Genomic DNA, 14,725 nt, shown 5'->3' with positions numbered 1-14,725 from the left:
TTAGTTCTCACCTTCATTTTCGCGCGCAGGTGTCAGGCTTTGGTAGAGCTCAAAGAGATAATCGCTGATTGCGTCGGCTTGGCGGACGTAATTATTTGCACCCAAGCGCAGAATCTGGGTGCGGAGGAAGCGTTCAGTATCAATCGGCCGCGGGAAGAAGACTCCCTGGGCCATTAATTCCAGGGTGCTGCCCAACACGTGGACGAAATCGTCATAGCGTTCCTGGTCAAAAATGGCAAGGTAGTGCTCCTCATCGGGATTGTCGGCGAACACGAAGTGGAAATCCACGTCCACGCTCGGAGAAACCGTGACCACATCCTCGCCGATGCCCATTTTGTCCAACCACGCTGCGAGCGCACCGTTAGAAATCGCTTGCCACATGGCTAGGCCGTAGAAATCCGGCTGGACGGTAAACGAGGAGACGTTGTCCCAAGCGAGCACGTCCTTCTTCGCGATCCGGTTCCTGCCAGTTTTGTAATCCACCACGCGCAGACTTCTGGTCTCCGGGTGGAAATCGACGCGGTCAATGAACCCCTTCAGCGATACCTGGCCGAAGGAGGTGTCGAAAAATACCTCGATGTCTGAACCCCGACCGAATGCAAGCTCGACACCAACAGGCATCCAGCCTGCCTCAGCCTGCTGACGTTCTGCCTCAAACCAGGCACCCAGAGCCTTGGTCAAGCGCAGCTCGAAGGCGTGCCGCGAAAGCGCGCTCACCTCACTGAGCAGGGGCGCGCTCAGGTGCGCGGCGGCGATAGAATCCAGCACTTCGCGAGCCGCATCCCAGTCCAGCTCCGCATAACTGGCAGGTCGAGGAGACGCATCGAGCCACACACGGCGCGTCCATTCCTCCACGATGGAGTGGAAGATCGTGCCCTTATCACGAGAATCCAGGTCCTCGGCGGGATCCGCCTCAAGCTCGCGCATGCCAGCTACGTACTGAATGAAGAAAAGGTACGGGGACTCCACATACAGGTTCAATGCCGACGCAGAGAACTCGTGATCTGCAATCCAGTCGCTCAGACCCTCAACGAAGCCATTGAACTCATCGCTCGGGTTGCCCTCGCTGCGAGCCTTCACCACTGACATCGTCTGCTGCGTGGATACCGGCCATGCTCCGCGCAGGGCGTGGGTGAAGCTGGCGGTTCGCCTGCTTGCGGCCGGGAAGTCATTCGCCTCGCAGCCATCTATTGGGGTGTGGTCTGCTGGGATCCAATGGCTGGGCTCCCCGCCAAACTCGCCACCGCTGAGCTGATCGGCGTGGATACACCGCACCTCGTTCGCCGTACGCAGAGCAGCTTCGAGGATCTCATGCTGACGGCTGGTCTCGCGCTCTACGCTGGTACCGAGCTGTTCGAGTGACACACCAGCAGGCTCCGGCACACCGTGCGGCATAAATATCGACGACGCGTTGCATACCAACAGCACGTCCAGATCCCCACCGACCAGCCCAGACAGTGCACCGACGCGCAAACCAGCCGGAAACGCATCATCGGTACCAAGTGGAGTTGCAACCGCAGCTTCCCACAGCGCCTCCTGTGCTGCGAGCACACTGAAGTCGATTCCCAACTGATCAAACTGTGCCAAGTTCGAAAACAGGGACTCCGGCACCGGTCCCTGCACATGCTTCTTCGCCAGCTGGAGCGCCTGTGTCGCCCACTCGCCCCAAGATTCAGACGCGCGAAGCGCCACCAGGTCGTCGTGGAGCGCCACAACCCACGCAGCCTCCACCCGCGCCGGGACCTTTTCTCCATTGACCACGTGATCCACGCTGAACTCCTGCCAGCGAGGCCAAGAACGCGGGCCGTTTCGGTGGCGACTGAGCGAATCGAACCCGAAGATTGCCGGGCGCTTACCCGCCGCATCCTGCCAGCCGATCCGTCCGCGCAGCAGAATCTCCGCAAGCTGCGCTCGCGGTATCGTGTCGACCTCGAGCGACACAAGCCCGACCACCGTGGCGACCTCCGGGGCGTCGAGTAGACACTCCGTTGCGCCACCCACCAGCGGGAGACCCTGCGCAGCATCAACTAACACCGGGTAGAACGCCTGATTCATCATCGCAACCCCGACGCGGTCCAGCGCCTCTTCCTGTGGGGCAGACGACTCGGCGATGCTTTCCCGGACCTTGCTGAGTACAGCGAGCGCCTGGACGTGTTCATCCGCAACTTCCATCGTGGTGACCTGGGCAGTGTCGTCCGGGCGCAATGGCTCCGGCAGCCGCTCGAGCAGACGATCCTCAGCAGGCGTCAGCCCAACAACATCCCACACAATGGTGCGCTCCGGGATGCAGGCCTGCTGCCAAGCCTCATATGGAAGCGTCCTGGCCGGCTCGCCTTTGGACGATGACTTGAACCTGTCCGCTATCCGCTCCGTGATCGAGGCGATCTCCTTCGGCAGTGTCCTGGTACCAGTGAGTCCCCATCGCTCCCGCGGGGCCTGCAGCAGCTGCCATACCGCCTTTCGTACTCCCGTTCGTGTAGCCGGTTCGCCAGCGAGCCCCCGCGCGCGGATCTCGGAATCCTCCGGGAGTTCCTGCAACGCATGCACCACCAAAGCGGCGACCTCAGCAGGGTCAACTAATCCCGGGAACTGGGACTCCACAAACAACTGCAACGACAGGACTTTCACGCCCACAGCCACGCCGGACTGCGACAACGCATCCATCACAGCATCACGTGCACCTGGCATGCACAACACTGTCACGGGGTTTGCGAGCGGATTGCCGTCCTGCGCTTGGCGAACGGCATGGATGAGCGGATTCATACGGGACATGGTTCGTACTCTATATGGCGGTCCCGACATTGTGATGCGCCTACCTACAGACTTTCAAAGACGAGAGTTGCTTGCATCCGATGATCTCCTCCGAGCAGTCCCTTGCTGCCTGATGGAGTAGTGGTGATGGTATGCAAGCGATAGCCCCTCGGTCTGCCGGAAGGCACGTTGCGAGTAAGCAAACTGTCACTCTTCAAACTCGGGCAGACGAAGAATATCTGCGACCACATGGGTGCGAAGGTACTCGCGCAGATAGGGGAGCGCTAAGTCTGCGGTGCCGCGGTCATAAGTGATTAAGTCGGCCTCGCTAAGACGGCGTCGATAGTTGTAAGCTTGCTGTTCGCTCACCTCGAGGCGGTTGGCGACGTCGCTGATTTTCGAGGCACCATCATCGAGCGACATTGCAGCAAGGAACCTACGATCCTCCGCAGAAAGATCGTTGAGCGCTGGTTCATGAACAAGTTGCCCGAGTTTCTTCCGTGCACGAGTAATCGCCTTCTCCGTAGCCTCCAATTGAATTGTGTCAGAGGATTCAAAGCGCCAAGCGAAGTTGCCAATCAACTGGATCATGAACGGATAACCTCCAGTAGCTTGGACAGCTGACACAAGGGCTCCCTCGTCCCACGAGCGTCCAGCTTGCTGGACGGGAACTGTGAGTCCCTCACGGACCTCTGTACCTCTGAGTCGGCCGAGATCCACGCGATTTGCACGTCTTAGGAAAGTGATTGGATTGCGTCCTTCGTCACTGGCAAGCAGAGGTCTCACCGAACTTGGGATACCTGCCATTACCACGGCGATTTCCCTGTTTTCTCTAACGAGGTGTTGAATCGCCGTCGCGAACTCAACAATTTCATCATGATGTACGAAATAAAGCTCATCGACCGTAATTAAGACACCACTGGCAGAGCGGTTAAACCTGTTGTGGTTCGCGAGCGTGTCAAGGACCTCCGTGAGTAGAGTACGGAGTGAACGTGGCCTTTGAGCGGGCCGTTCGAACTCATGCTTGAGGCGCAAAGCGCTCGGACCAACTTGAAAAGAGGTTCGGGTCGGCGCATCGCTCTCGAGAAACTCTGTAAGTTGGTCTCTCAACTTATCGACGAACCCCTCAGTCGCCGTTTCGGAAAACGTTAGCCACCCAGCGTTTATTGCGGTGTCTTCTAACTCGTTGAGTAGCGCTGTTTTTCCAATACCTCGTGCGCCAACGAGGAGTGAGATGCGTTCGTGTGCACCTGGTCCTTCTTCAAGCCCGAGTCTGAAGTCATCGATTACTTCGTCGCGGCCGACTAGGAGTGGCGGGCTAGTCCCAAGCGAAGCACGGAAAGGGTTTTGCGTGGTCGTCATAGTTACACATTAGCGCTCTTGTGTGGAGATGTGTGGTTTATGTGGAGTTGTGTGGTTTGTGTGGAGTTGTGTATAGCGGGGCGGGTGGAGCAGGTTTCTGTGGGCGAGCTGTGCACCACAATCCGTCCGCGGACTTCGGCCACCTGGGGAAATACTCAAGTCTTTCTGGGGGAAATGGGGAATTTGGTGTCCGGGCCTGAAGCGTAGTGACAGGGGGCGCAAGTTTGAATTTCGACCTCCACGTTCCCGCAGGTCACAAAAGGGCTATATGTTATGTGTTGCGTCTTTTGGCACTGGCACGAAGCGGCCCGCACCAGATTCCTGGGTTTGGGAAGGGGACGTCGGCAAATGCGCAGGTCGCCGATTTCGCGTGAGGGAATGTGGTGCAAAAGTCCGCTGCACAGGAAGAAGACAAAGAAAAACCCACGGCAACCGTGACGGAAACCGTGGGCAAGAGGCCAGGACGAACCTGGGCTCAGAATCTAGCAGTCAAAGTAGAGCGCCAAACCAGATAAAAGCATCTTAACCAGCATCAATGCCGTTATTATCGGTGTTATTTTTGCCTGAAATCCCGGAAGAATCCCGGACCGTAGGCAACTTACTGCGCAACTGGTCCCCAGCACCCGGGAACAAATGTGAGTAGATATTCAGTGTCATTGATGCCGAAGCATGTCCCAACGCGCGCTGTACCATTACCACCGACGCGCCCGAATCAATCAGCGCCGACGCATAGAAATGTCTTAACCCGTGAAATGTCACATCCAGCCCGCATGCCTTAGCAACGGTGCGGAACCTGGCGCCCACATCGCCGGAAGACAGTGGCTTGCCTTCCTTACTACAGAACACAGTTTCGTCAGGGTTGCGTGGGTGGCGCTGTAGCTGCGCCTCAATGACGTCGACTGTGGATTGACCAATCGGCACCACACGCCGTGATGAGGCGGTTTTCAGTGGTGCAAATGTGCGGGTTCTCTGGTCGATCTGCTCTACGATATGGAGCTCTTTTCGTAGGAAGTCCACGTTGCGCACTCGCAGCCCACAGAGCTCGCCTGCGCGTAGGCCGGTTTCAGCGCCGACTTGGATCATGGCAGCGGTTGTGGGGTTGGGCGCTCTTCCAACGCCAGTGCCAAGCGCGGTAGTAATCAGTAGGTTGATGTCCTCAATGGTGGGGATGCGAGCGCGGTCAGCGCTGATGGTGACGCGAGGGAGGGGGACTCCGCGCATGGGGTGGCGGGTAATCAGGTCATCGTTAATGGCTTGGGTGAAGATGCCGTGCAGGATCGCCGCGAGTGATGCGATGGTCGAGTTTGCAAGCCCGGTGTTGTTTGCCCATGGCCGGCCGTCGGTGAGCTGGGTGAGCCATGCCCGGATGTGGGCGGGCTTGACTTCCAGGATGGGCATGTCGGCGAGGTCGCCAAGGTTGCCTTTGAGCGTGGTGCGGTTGTTGCGGGTTGAGGGCGTGCGGGCTTGGTTGATGCGGTCTTGGGTGAGGTCGGCGACGGTGATGTCGGTGGGTGCGATCCATTCGCTGCGACGGATTGCTCGTTCTTGTTCTTGGATGAAGGCTTTGGCTTCGCGTTGGGTGTCGAAGCTTTTGGAGCGTTCTTTGCCTGTGGGGTCGGTGTAGCGGGCGACCCAGCGGACGGCGCCGGTTTTTGTGGTTCGCTTTTGCGGTTTCATCGTTGGGTTTCTGGGGAAGTGTTAAATTACGCTTGATAGTTGGGGCGTGGTGTCAGAGTCGGCTTTCTATGCTTCGTTGCTGCCACCATGGGGGTGGTTTTTCACTGGGCTGCCGGGCCGGTTCGCGTGCCAGGTTTGGACTTCTTCGGCGTCCCAGAGGGGTGTTCTGCCGTCGAAGTGAGCAATGGGGGCCGGTGTGCGTCCCTGTGCGGTGTAAGTGGTCCAGGTTGAGGGTTTGATACCGCAGTGGGTGGCGCACTCTTTGACGCGCCAGAGCTCGCGTCCGGTGTCGGCGTCGGTAATGATGGGGCGCATCGTTATGCCTCCCGGTTGATGATGAGTGTTCGGGTGTCGAGTGTGAGGCAGAGGATTGCGCATGCGCCGATGGCAGCAAGAGCGGCGGGGTGCCAGTTGAAGATGGCGCCGATAATGAAGAGGGCTACGGTGGCTGTGGTCATTGTGTGGTTCCTGTCTCTGTTGGGTTTTTCGTTGGTCCTTATGGAACTAACTACACTGTAGCGCGCTAAAGCGCTATGTATCAAGCATTAAAATGATGGAATTATCCTGAGTGACGGGGGCGATGGGATGCGATGAACCGCGATATGTGGGTGGATATACTGGGCGGGTTTGACCAGCTACTTTCAAAAGTTGTTTGAAAGTAGCTTCTCCGCCAATTTCCCGCGAGAGCGTGACGTCTTTGATGCGGTGAGAGATAGGAGAAGAACTCGGCATGCTTTTTGACCTGGCTGTTGTAAAAAGCTTTTACAACAGGGGTCTGGTCGTTGGATGTAACAGTGCGTGTAATAATTTCACAACTGTGTGAAAATATCACTCGAACTGTTACATAGGGGACGCTCTGAACTGCGGTTATGTCAGAGAATCATTATGAGTAGCAAGACGATCAAAATGGCACCGCACCCGATGCAACCAAGGGTTGAGTCATCCGGCTTGCTCGAAGTGTCGCGCTCTGCAGGCGTGTCCGGAGAATCATCGGGCAGCCAGGTTGACGGGGCGACTTTAGCGCTTGTGTATGCGGCGGTTTGCTCTGTGAGAGTGCGAGTGTTCGCGTTTTGCAGACGGTTGCGACGCTCGTTCGAGGACTTCGGATCGTAGCGGTTCACGCTTGGGTAGTCGGATGCATCAGGCTGGAAGTCGACGAGCTTGTTGAGTGGTTTCGTGTCTTTTGTCTCAAGGAAGCTCTCTGGCAGCTCGTAGGCTTTCGCACCACAGAGCACCACTTCAGCAGCGACTGACGACCCTTGGATGATGGCGCGGCAATACAGGTCGAGACCCCGATTATTGAAGTGTTCGATTGCTGGCGCGAACTTCTCAGAAGACACCTTGGTTAGCTCGCCGATGCGTTCGCCGTCGAGGCGCACTTCTACACCGGTCCACTTTTTGGTTTTGCCAGCTTCAAAGCAGTGGAGGCTGACGAGGATTTGTCCCTCACCTTCTGGGGGAACGAAGTCGGTGAGGTAGTCACTGTGGTCGGATTCTTTGGTGACTTGGACTTTTCCTCCAACTGGCAGTAGCGCGAATCCGTCAGCAGGTGGCTCATTCAGTGGCAGAAGCAGCTCTGGTGATGGGAGCGTGACCCACACGTGGTACTTGCGTTCTCCGTCCCAGTCATCGGTGGCCCAAACACCCGCTGTAGTTGAGGCGTCGTAGCCACTGGCGGCGACACGTCGCAGCTGTGCATAGCTCTCGCACAGTTCGGCGGGCAGGTACCCGATAACCGAATCTTTCCATCGGACGGAAACTGCATGCTTGTCGTATGGGTTGTCCGGTTCTGGAACGAGTCTGACTTCTGCCTGAAACTCTTGTTGAAGCCGACCGTTCAATGTCCGGAACATTAAGTCGAGCGGTTTCTGATGAAAGTATGTCCCCTTCACTTTCGTGCGATCGTGATAAGTGATGCTTTCGATGGGGTAGCGGGGTTTCGTGGTCATGCTTCTCGTCTTTGTTCGATTGTGTGGCTGGCGTTGAGGCGTTGCCACGTGGTGACAATGTTGGTTGTGACGTCTAGCTCTTGTGCGAGCAGGTTCGGGCTGTGTCCGTAGAGACGTTCAGCTAGCTCGTACTCTAGCGGGGAGATAAGCAGCGTGGCAGCGAATTGGTCGGCTTGTCGTTCCTGACGGGCATGCAGCCAACCACTCGTCCCCGCATGGTGTCCGTGAGTAGCGTGTCCCAGTTCGTGTGCCAGGGTGCAGCGTTGCTCGACAGGGTGCAGGCCCGGCGCAAGCAAGATGAGGTCGTAGTCGGGGAACCAGCCGCCAGCGTCGCCGTCGAGCCAGCCGGCATCATCGACATCGACCCACACGCCGAGCTCGCTGGCCATGTCGAGCAAGTCAACGTAACTAGGGGCCATCGTGGTACCCGTCGTCTCCCATCTGCGGTTCACGCGGCGACGAGTCCGCAGCATACCCATCATGCCCAGGCTTTGGGTTGTCACGCCAGTTCGCGCCCTTGAACTGCTTCTCGACGCCCGCCTCGCGCCGGGCCCGCTTCTCTTCGAGGTCGGCGGGCTCCGGGATATGCACCGGTGAATCGAGGGACAGCTCGAAATCGCCCTCGAACATTGGTGATGCATTCACGCGCTTGGTGATCTCGTCGAAAATCTCCGACCAATCAGCACGCTCGAGCGCCTCACGCACAGCTAGCTTGTCGCTCGCGTTGACCTCGTTGGCTTCGAGGAAGCCCATTTCGACGAGCGCATCCGCCGGGGCGACGCCGTATGCCCGCGCAATCGCAATCGCATTCTCCGCTGTCGTTCGTTCGCGCTCAGCGTGGCGTAGCAGCGTGGGCCGTGGGAGTTGTGCCGCTTCCGCGGCTTGAGAGGGGGTTGGCGCGCCGGGCAGCGAGGCGAGCCATTCTGGAAACGTTTGTTTGCTCATGTGTCCATTATGGACGTCCGCAATGTACTGCGCAAATTGGTTGATTTGTCGGAAGAGTTGACAAAGTGGACGCGCTGGTACAGAATGGACACTAACGTACAAAGTGGACAGGAGATAGCAATGAGATTACGCCCCGGTTTTCTTGACCAGCTCGCTGCAGACATCAACGCTAAGAGCGACTACGACCTCGCCAGCTTCCTCGGACTCACCGAGAAGCAACTCGAGAACCTCCGCTACGGAGCCGAAATCACACCCCAAACCGCAGCAGTCCTCGAAGCCCGCCGAGCAGCACACCTCAAAGCCGCCGAAATCCTCAACCCAACCGCCGCGTAGCGCTGGGCAGGCGTCGAAAAGAAAAGGAAAACCAATGAACACGGAAATGACAGACCGATTCGGGGGAGTCATCCGTCGATGGGCCATCGCTATGGCGAACATCGAACGGTCAGGTCCAAGAGAAGCCGAGCTGTGGATCGGTATCGAGAAAGGCATCGACCGAACCGTCTTCGACCTGTCACTGGGCCGCTTCGAAGGCTTCGGCAAGGACGAATACGAGGCCGTGCGTGCAGCAGCACACAAGCTGGCAGACGAGATGCTGAAAGGGGGCGAGCAGGAATGAACTCAAAAAAGAAAAGGGAAACCCCCGGCGCTGCAACGCCGGAGGAACTGACTAAAAAGTCAATCGCCTTCTCCAAAGCAGCCATCGAAAGCGCAAAGAAAGCGAACGAAGAGCTGCAGAATATTGGAAACGACGAGCCTGGCTAGAACGGTTTTTCTCCGTACTTCTGCTCAAACGCAGTAACTGCGGCGCAGAGAGCATCTACGGCAGAGTTGTGTGAACTCTCGGCTTGCTGGCGGAAATCCTCAGCCTTGGCGTACTCCTCGGCAGCTGCCTGCTTGGATGCCTCGGCCTGATCCAGGTTGAAACGAGCGTTACTGACAAAGGCAGCCGCTTGGTCGACCAACGACTTCGCTATCTGCAATTGGGCTCGTTCTTGTTCCTTATCCATCTTCATTTCACCTCACTTTCTAGGGCTGGTTGCCCTGAATTAAGTGAAGCACAACTGGCGGCGGAGTGGCCGTCGAAAAGAAAGGAAAACCAATGAACACAGAAATGACAGACCACCTACCAAGGGTCATCCGCATCTGGGCCAGAGCCAAGGCGAATTACGAGACGGCGGAACCGCACAACTTCAGGGAGTGGGCGCGTGTTGAGCGCACCATCGACGAGATCATCTACGAGTTTGCGATTGGCCTCTTCGGCAACTTCGGCGCCCGCGAATACAGCAACATCCGTGACGCAGCGAACGAGCTAGCGGACGAAATGCTGGAAGGGGGCGGGGAGTAATGAGCTCACAAATGAAACTCGATCCCTATCGGGAAAAAGCAATCAGAGTCGGCGTCTACACGAACCTCGAGATGATCAAAATCATCGCCCGGCAAGGCGTCGGAAACGATCGGCGCGCTGAGATTCTCACGAATTGTGCATCGCACATCGAGGAATTTGTATCAATCCTTCTCGGAGAGGACGGCCAGCCCGAGGCTGCTGCAACAACCTCAGGCCAACTGCACAGCGCCGCTAGCCGCGGAGCCTCTCCTCCGCTTCAGCAAGGAGCCGATTTATGTTTTCGAGACCGCGCTTGTTGATTTCGAGGAGTCGAAGGTCAACGTCTTCTTTCGGCTCGTGCTCCTCTTGGAGCTTGATCGCCTCCTGCATCAAATACTGCATGTCAAGCAGCCGCTGGTGATTTTCCTCATCAGTGAGCTTCATCTGTGTTCACCTCCTTCCTGGGGGCAGCAGCCCCAAAGAATGAGTGAACCACGAAACGGCCACCGTTGTGCGGCCTCACAAAAGAAAACGCCCCTTGGGCTGCACCACCAGCACCAAAGGGCCAAGTCACCATGAAAGGACTCGTAATGCAGCCTACACCACGCACATACAGCGCAGCTGAAACCGCCGCAATCCTCGGGATTTCGAAATCCACCATTTGCAAGTGGGTCAAGCTGGGCGAAGCCGAACAGCTCAAACCCATCAAGGTGGGCGAGGCCCTGCGATTCCCCCGTGCGGTGATCGACGCACTCGCACCAGATCCAGAAGCCGAAGCCGTTTAAGGAGCTAGCCATGAACACCGTAATGACACAGATCGCAATCAACTCGCTCTTGGACGTGGTGTGGCCACTATTCCCGCCCGTCGTGTTGGAGCAGCTGGCGTACGTCTAACGCCCAGTGCCCGGAGATGCTTCCGGGGTTGGCCTGCGCAGGCTCCACGGTGGGGCGATTCTCCACGCATTCCGGTTCGACTCCGGGCGCAGGCACTAGGCAGTGGCGTCGAGGGAACTCTCGCGCTCTCGCAAGGACTTATCCGCGATCCGCGGCACTGGGTGCCTCCACTGCCACCCAAACGTGAATAACAAAAAGGAAGAAGAAAATGAAGACAGATGACTGGACCGCTGTGGCATCGGCGGTGGGTGTGCTGGGCGCGCCCTTCGTGCAGCGTCACCGCGTACCGTTCGAGCAAATTTCACCGTCGGCAGCACATGTCCGTGCGACCGCCGACGACGACGGAGAACCGACCTGGAAAACAGTGGTAGGCGGAGTGATGATCGTCGCCACCCTGTGGGCGATGTCGATCATCGTGTGGGCGGTAGGTGGTGCAGCATGACAACGCCGGCCGATGAACGCGTTGATCCGCATTGGGTTGCGCGCAGGAACTTTCAAGCGGAAGTAGCAGAGCTTGCAGCGTTTTACTTCGGGCGTATTCCAGTGCGCTGGCAGGCGTATCTCGAGGACATGCTCGCAGCTGATCCAGACGAGCCAGTCGTAAGTCCGGTGCTCTTCCCGAGAGGATCTGTGGAGGTCCGGGCTGCCCTGTGGGGGTTTGCACTTGCTTCGGTCATCTTCTCGGTGGGCGCTGCGATTGCGTTCGAGGTGCTGTGATGGGGGATTTTACGCCGTTGGACGCGGCACGCCGTGCTGCAGAGAAAGGAGGAATGGTGACTCAGATCGAAATTCAGGGCCAGCAGGTGCCTCTGCTGGTCGAGATCGTAATGGCTCGACTCCAGGAGGTGACGCAACGGTGCAGCGAGCTCGAGCGCGCACTCTCTGACGTGCCACGTTCGCCGTTCATCGAGGCCAAACACCTCGAGGAGCTAAAGGCCAAGCTTGAGGAATCTCAAGGGCAATACGCTGCTGCCCGCGACGACCGTGCCCAGTTGCTGGAAGAGCTGAAACGTGCTGATCATGAGCGAAAGCAAGCGCTTGAGTCCGCGCGCGTCTTGCGGGAGAAGAATCAGTCTTTGCTCGCAGAGACGGAGGGTCTGCGCAAGCAGCTGCTCGAAGAGCGCGAGACTGCTACCGCTCAGGAGCGCGCCGAGGAGGCTCGACAGGCTTGTGAAGAAGCCGACCGTCAGCGTGCCCACGCCAAGGGTGAGGCGACGAAGGCGAAGCGCCTGTTAGTCGCTGCGAGGTCTCATATCAAGGAGCTGGAAGCGCAGCTCGCGCGCTCAAGCGCGACGTCGTGGGACTCTGTCGAGCGGCATCTTGCTGCTGCGGTGAAGGCGTTCGAGGACGACCCAGACAAGTCCTTCACCGCGCTGATGCGTGCAAAGCACGCGCTTGAAACGAGGCCGGACGATGAATAAGCGCAAGAGTCGACAGCCGCACTGCCAGTACTGCGGTGAGCCGGTCAAGAAGGCGGTGATATTCCGCGGCGAAAAGGTCAGTTTTGATGCATCGCCGGATCCGGCGGGAACTTACATGATGCAGAAGCGGCGCACTGAGGAAGGCGATGAGTATACCTACGCGGAGTGGCTCACCGACCAGGAAGCAGCCTCACTACGAGCCCAGGGCGTTCTGCTGTGGAAGCTTCACCGAGTGACATGTCCGAAGTGGCCCGGGCGTCCTGCGCCGAGAGTTGCTCCTGACTGGCTCGCGGCGAAGCTCGCGAAGCTCGACTTGTCTGGCGGGCGACGTGGATGAGAGGGAACTCGACGTGTGGTGGAGCAAGCTGCCATTGAAACGGAAACTCCAGTTGTGGCGGTGGCTGTCGAAAGACGACGGCCCCCACCGCGTCCTGCCGAACCAATTGCCGCTTATTGAAATGAAAGGAGAAACGCAATGACCACGACCCCCATCACCGAATCAGAGTCAGTGCTGACCTGCAGAATGGACACCCTGTCGCGTGCACTGCGTGCGGCACTGAAAATCGCAGGAAAGAAAGAACTCGCCTACGTAAGGCTTGCCCGGCTCGGCGTGGATAGGCTTGCCGTCTCAGCAGTCAACGAGAAAGCCACGTTCTCGACCACGATGCACGCAAACTTCATCCACTGGAATGAGGAGCGCGACGGCACCGTCGACATCACCAAGCAGGTCGCAGCATCACTCGCGACCTTTGAAATCAAGATGCCGGGCGGTCTCGACGCTGACCCGCTGGTCTCGCTGCGCATCGGCGAGGAAGCCCTGCGCCTGCGCGACGAGACCGGACTCTTCCCATTCGCTCGTGGGCGCAACGAGTACCGCGAAGCCGACCCCGTCCTACCTGGCAACCACGAGGACGCGCTATCGCGCACAGCTGTCTGGTCGGGCTCGCCGTTTGTCATCCCACCAGACCAGCTCGTCACCGCCGCCAGTGTCGCCAAAACCCTCGACCGCCCAGTCCAGGTGATGCAGCGCCTCGTGCGAGACGCAGCCGTGCGTTGGTACGTTGTCGGCCCGGATTGGCGCCTGTCCATGTCGACCCTGCCAGATAAAGAGGCCACGGCGGTGGAAGCAGAAGCCGCCAAGGACGCCGCGGAAGAACACGCCGACACGGACGTCAAGGTCGTGCAAGCGAAGCAATCGGAGTTCGCCCCAGCATGATCGAAGGCATTTGTCAGCGGCGCAAGTGGCGTCGAAAAGCAAGCAAAGGCGAGCGCATCCCGTGGGACTCAGCCGACAAAGCCGTCGTCCGCGACCCAGAGCACGCGAAGGCTCGCCTGCTGTGCGCACAATGCCCAGCACTTGAAGCCTGCGAAGCCTACCTCGCAGATAAGGAGCGCGCCGGGGTAAGCGTCGCCGGGGTCGTTGCAGGCCGCTACTGCGACCTGGCGGCAGCCCGTGCGTCGCTGCTTCCGCCAAAGGTCCTGCCGCGCCCGGAGGTCGCCGAGCAGCAGTCCCACTGCCGAGGCTGCGGGGCGCTGATGTGGCCACAATGCACACCGCCGGACCGGGTGGCAGCAAGCGCGGCACCACAGCACAAAGGGGAGGGGCTGTGTGAGAACTGTTACCCGCACCTATCTCGTACCAACCGAAACAACCGCTAACCCACAAGAAAGGAGGCCACCATGGCATGGCTCAGAGTCGGCGACAACATCAACACCCACCCACTGATGTCACGCCTGGTGGAAGCATGCGACTACGACCACGCACTCAAAAACGAAGCTCTCGGCCTCTTCATCGCACTCGCCACATCCTCAGCAGCACACCTGACCGACTACGTCGTCGAACCCGGCCTAGTCGGAGTCCTCGCGCCGGGCCGTGAGAAGAAGCTGATGGATGTGTTGCGTGCAGCGACACTGGTGGAGAATTACAAAGATGAAGTGGAGGATCGCTGGCTGTACAGGTTGAAGAATGACATTGAGTTTGTCCACATGCGCAGTAAAGCCGAGGTCGAGATCGACCGTGACCGCACTCGTGATCGTCGGAATCCGGAACTGACGATTCCTGTGCGTGTGCGCGATGGCGACCAATGCCGGTGGTGTGGGCGCACCGTGAACTTTGCTGACCACAAGTCGAACCGTGGTGGCACGATTGATAGCTTGAACTCGCACCAAGAATCAACGATTGAAACGTTGGTTGTGGCTTGTCGCGGGTGTAACTCTGAAAGGAAAGCGGGCAAGGACGGCTTCGAGCTTCGCCAGCCGCCGATGTTCCCGCATTATGAAACGTCGACGATAAATTTCATCAATACCCATAAATGGTCCGTCGCCAACGGTATTCATATTGAGAAGACACAATCTGAGTTGGAATTGGAGCCTGCAGCAGCGCGGGTGGATGGAGCGCCAGC

At 58.4% G+C, this 14,725-nt stretch carries 22 protein-coding genes; 12 read left to right on the top strand and 10 right to left on the bottom strand.

Features of this window, described 5'->3' with window-relative positions:
- The 8 genes from HMPREF3170_RS03720 to HMPREF3170_RS11675 all read right to left on the bottom strand — a co-directional run bounded on the left by HMPREF3170_RS03720 (position 1) and on the right by HMPREF3170_RS11675 (position 8,684).
- Positions 1 to 2,772 carry a PD-(D/E)XK nuclease family protein gene (locus HMPREF3170_RS03720; protein ID WP_070477912.1) on the bottom strand — a complete coding sequence of 924 codons (2,772 nt, stop codon included), beginning with the start codon at positions 2,770 to 2,772 and terminating at the stop codon, positions 1 to 3.
- Positions 2,773 to 2,958: 186 nt separating this feature from the next.
- A complete protein-coding gene (locus HMPREF3170_RS03715; RefSeq protein ID WP_070477911.1) occupies positions 2,959 to 4,113 on the bottom strand; it encodes an AAA family ATPase in 1,155 nt (384 codons plus the stop codon).
- A gap of 522 nt (positions 4,114 to 4,635) precedes the next feature.
- Positions 4,636 to 5,790 carry a tyrosine-type recombinase/integrase gene (locus HMPREF3170_RS03710; RefSeq protein ID WP_070477910.1) on the bottom strand — a complete coding sequence of 385 codons (1,155 nt, stop codon included), beginning with the start codon at positions 5,788 to 5,790 and terminating at the stop codon, positions 4,636 to 4,638.
- A 66-nt stretch (positions 5,791 to 5,856) separates the two neighbouring features.
- Positions 5,857 to 6,105 carry a helix-turn-helix transcriptional regulator gene (locus tag HMPREF3170_RS03705; protein ID WP_070477909.1) on the bottom strand — a complete coding sequence of 83 codons (249 nt, stop codon included), beginning with the start codon at positions 6,103 to 6,105 and terminating at the stop codon, positions 5,857 to 5,859.
- Between the two features lie 2 nt (positions 6,106 to 6,107).
- Positions 6,108 to 6,248: a hypothetical protein gene (locus HMPREF3170_RS11680; RefSeq protein ID WP_168161614.1), complete on the bottom strand. Its 141-nt coding sequence runs from the start codon at positions 6,246 to 6,248 to the stop codon at positions 6,108 to 6,110.
- Between the two features lie 414 nt (positions 6,249 to 6,662).
- The gene (locus tag HMPREF3170_RS03700; protein ID WP_168161613.1) at positions 6,663 to 7,643 is read right to left on the bottom strand and encodes an HIRAN domain-containing protein; all 981 of its coding nucleotides are present in this window, start codon (positions 7,641 to 7,643) and stop codon (positions 6,663 to 6,665) included.
- A gap of 92 nt (positions 7,644 to 7,735) precedes the next feature.
- Positions 7,736 to 8,158 (bottom strand): ImmA/IrrE family metallo-endopeptidase, encoded by a 423-nt coding sequence (locus tag HMPREF3170_RS03695; protein ID WP_070477906.1) that lies wholly within the window; start codon positions 8,156 to 8,158, stop codon positions 7,736 to 7,738.
- Positions 8,148 to 8,684, bottom strand: a complete 537-nt coding sequence (locus HMPREF3170_RS11675) for a hypothetical protein (RefSeq protein WP_070477904.1) — start codon at positions 8,682 to 8,684, stop codon at positions 8,148 to 8,150. Before HMPREF3170_RS11675 ends, HMPREF3170_RS03695 begins: the two co-directional genes overlap by 11 nt.
- 120 nt (positions 8,685 to 8,804) lie before the next feature.
- Between HMPREF3170_RS11675 and HMPREF3170_RS03685 the strand changes: the two genes are divergently transcribed.
- The 3 genes from HMPREF3170_RS03685 to HMPREF3170_RS11670 are packed head-to-tail and all read left to right on the top strand — an operon-like array spanning position 8,805 to position 9,446.
- Complete coding sequence (locus tag HMPREF3170_RS03685) at positions 8,805 to 9,017, top strand: hypothetical protein (RefSeq protein WP_070478037.1); 213 nt, start codon at positions 8,805 to 8,807, stop codon at positions 9,015 to 9,017.
- Between the two features lie 34 nt (positions 9,018 to 9,051).
- Positions 9,052 to 9,300, top strand: a complete 249-nt coding sequence (locus tag HMPREF3170_RS03680; RefSeq protein WP_070477902.1) for a hypothetical protein — start codon at positions 9,052 to 9,054, stop codon at positions 9,298 to 9,300.
- Positions 9,297 to 9,446, top strand: coding sequence for a hypothetical protein (locus tag HMPREF3170_RS11670; protein ID WP_168161612.1), 150 nt, complete (start codon positions 9,297 to 9,299; stop codon positions 9,444 to 9,446). The genes HMPREF3170_RS03680 and HMPREF3170_RS11670 overlap by 4 nt, the downstream gene beginning before the upstream one ends.
- Here the strand turns inward: HMPREF3170_RS11670 and HMPREF3170_RS03675 are convergent.
- Complete coding sequence (locus HMPREF3170_RS03675) at positions 9,443 to 9,691, bottom strand: hypothetical protein (protein WP_141742188.1); 249 nt, start codon at positions 9,689 to 9,691, stop codon at positions 9,443 to 9,445. The two genes, HMPREF3170_RS11670 and HMPREF3170_RS03675, sit on opposite strands and share 4 nt — an antisense overlap.
- A 92-nt stretch (positions 9,692 to 9,783) precedes the next feature.
- Between HMPREF3170_RS03675 and HMPREF3170_RS03670 the strand changes: the two genes are divergently transcribed.
- Entirely contained in the window at positions 9,784 to 10,029 is a 246-nt protein-coding gene (locus tag HMPREF3170_RS03670; RefSeq protein WP_070477898.1) for a hypothetical protein, read from the top strand.
- Between the two features lie 231 nt (positions 10,030 to 10,260).
- On the opposite strand, the gene HMPREF3170_RS03665 is transcribed toward HMPREF3170_RS03670, so the two are convergent.
- Positions 10,261 to 10,452 (bottom strand): hypothetical protein, encoded by a 192-nt coding sequence (locus HMPREF3170_RS03665; protein WP_070477896.1) that lies wholly within the window; start codon positions 10,450 to 10,452, stop codon positions 10,261 to 10,263.
- A 146-nt stretch (positions 10,453 to 10,598) separates the two neighbouring features.
- Between HMPREF3170_RS03665 and HMPREF3170_RS03660 the strand changes: the two genes are divergently transcribed.
- From HMPREF3170_RS03660 to HMPREF3170_RS11905, 8 genes are all read left to right on the top strand, one after another.
- Complete coding sequence (locus HMPREF3170_RS03660) at positions 10,599 to 10,793, top strand: helix-turn-helix domain-containing protein (protein ID WP_070477894.1); 195 nt, start codon at positions 10,599 to 10,601, stop codon at positions 10,791 to 10,793.
- A 317-nt stretch (positions 10,794 to 11,110) separates the two neighbouring features.
- Entirely contained in the window at positions 11,111 to 11,344 is a 234-nt protein-coding gene (locus HMPREF3170_RS03655; protein ID WP_070477892.1) for a hypothetical protein, read from the top strand.
- Entirely contained in the window at positions 11,341 to 11,619 is a 279-nt protein-coding gene (locus HMPREF3170_RS03650; RefSeq protein WP_070477890.1) for a hypothetical protein, read from the top strand. The genes HMPREF3170_RS03655 and HMPREF3170_RS03650 overlap by 4 nt, the downstream gene beginning before the upstream one ends.
- Before the next feature lie 56 nt (positions 11,620 to 11,675).
- Positions 11,676 to 12,323 (top strand): hypothetical protein, encoded by a 648-nt coding sequence (locus HMPREF3170_RS03645; RefSeq protein WP_141742186.1) that lies wholly within the window; start codon positions 11,676 to 11,678, stop codon positions 12,321 to 12,323.
- Positions 12,316 to 12,660: a hypothetical protein gene (locus HMPREF3170_RS03640; protein ID WP_070477886.1), complete on the top strand. Its 345-nt coding sequence runs from the start codon at positions 12,316 to 12,318 to the stop codon at positions 12,658 to 12,660. The genes HMPREF3170_RS03645 and HMPREF3170_RS03640 overlap by 8 nt, the downstream gene beginning before the upstream one ends.
- Positions 12,661 to 12,798: 138 nt before the next feature.
- Entirely contained in the window at positions 12,799 to 13,539 is a 741-nt protein-coding gene (locus HMPREF3170_RS03635; protein WP_070477883.1) for a hypothetical protein, read from the top strand.
- Positions 13,536 to 13,982: a hypothetical protein gene (locus HMPREF3170_RS03630; protein ID WP_070477880.1), complete on the top strand. Its 447-nt coding sequence runs from the start codon at positions 13,536 to 13,538 to the stop codon at positions 13,980 to 13,982. The genes HMPREF3170_RS03635 and HMPREF3170_RS03630 overlap by 4 nt, the downstream gene beginning before the upstream one ends.
- Positions 13,983 to 14,003: 21 nt before the next feature.
- Positions 14,004 to 14,725, top strand: a 722-nt coding sequence (locus HMPREF3170_RS11905; protein ID WP_371327488.1) for an HNH endonuclease, incomplete at its 3' end; no start/stop codon positions are given.

Source organism: Corynebacterium sp. HMSC08D02, assembly GCF_001807505.1.
GTDB lineage: Bacteria > Actinomycetota > Actinomycetes > Mycobacteriales > Mycobacteriaceae > Corynebacterium > Corynebacterium pseudogenitalium.
Note: the sequence above shows the minus strand (reverse complement) of the source record. Positions and strands in the feature narration are given on the sequence as shown.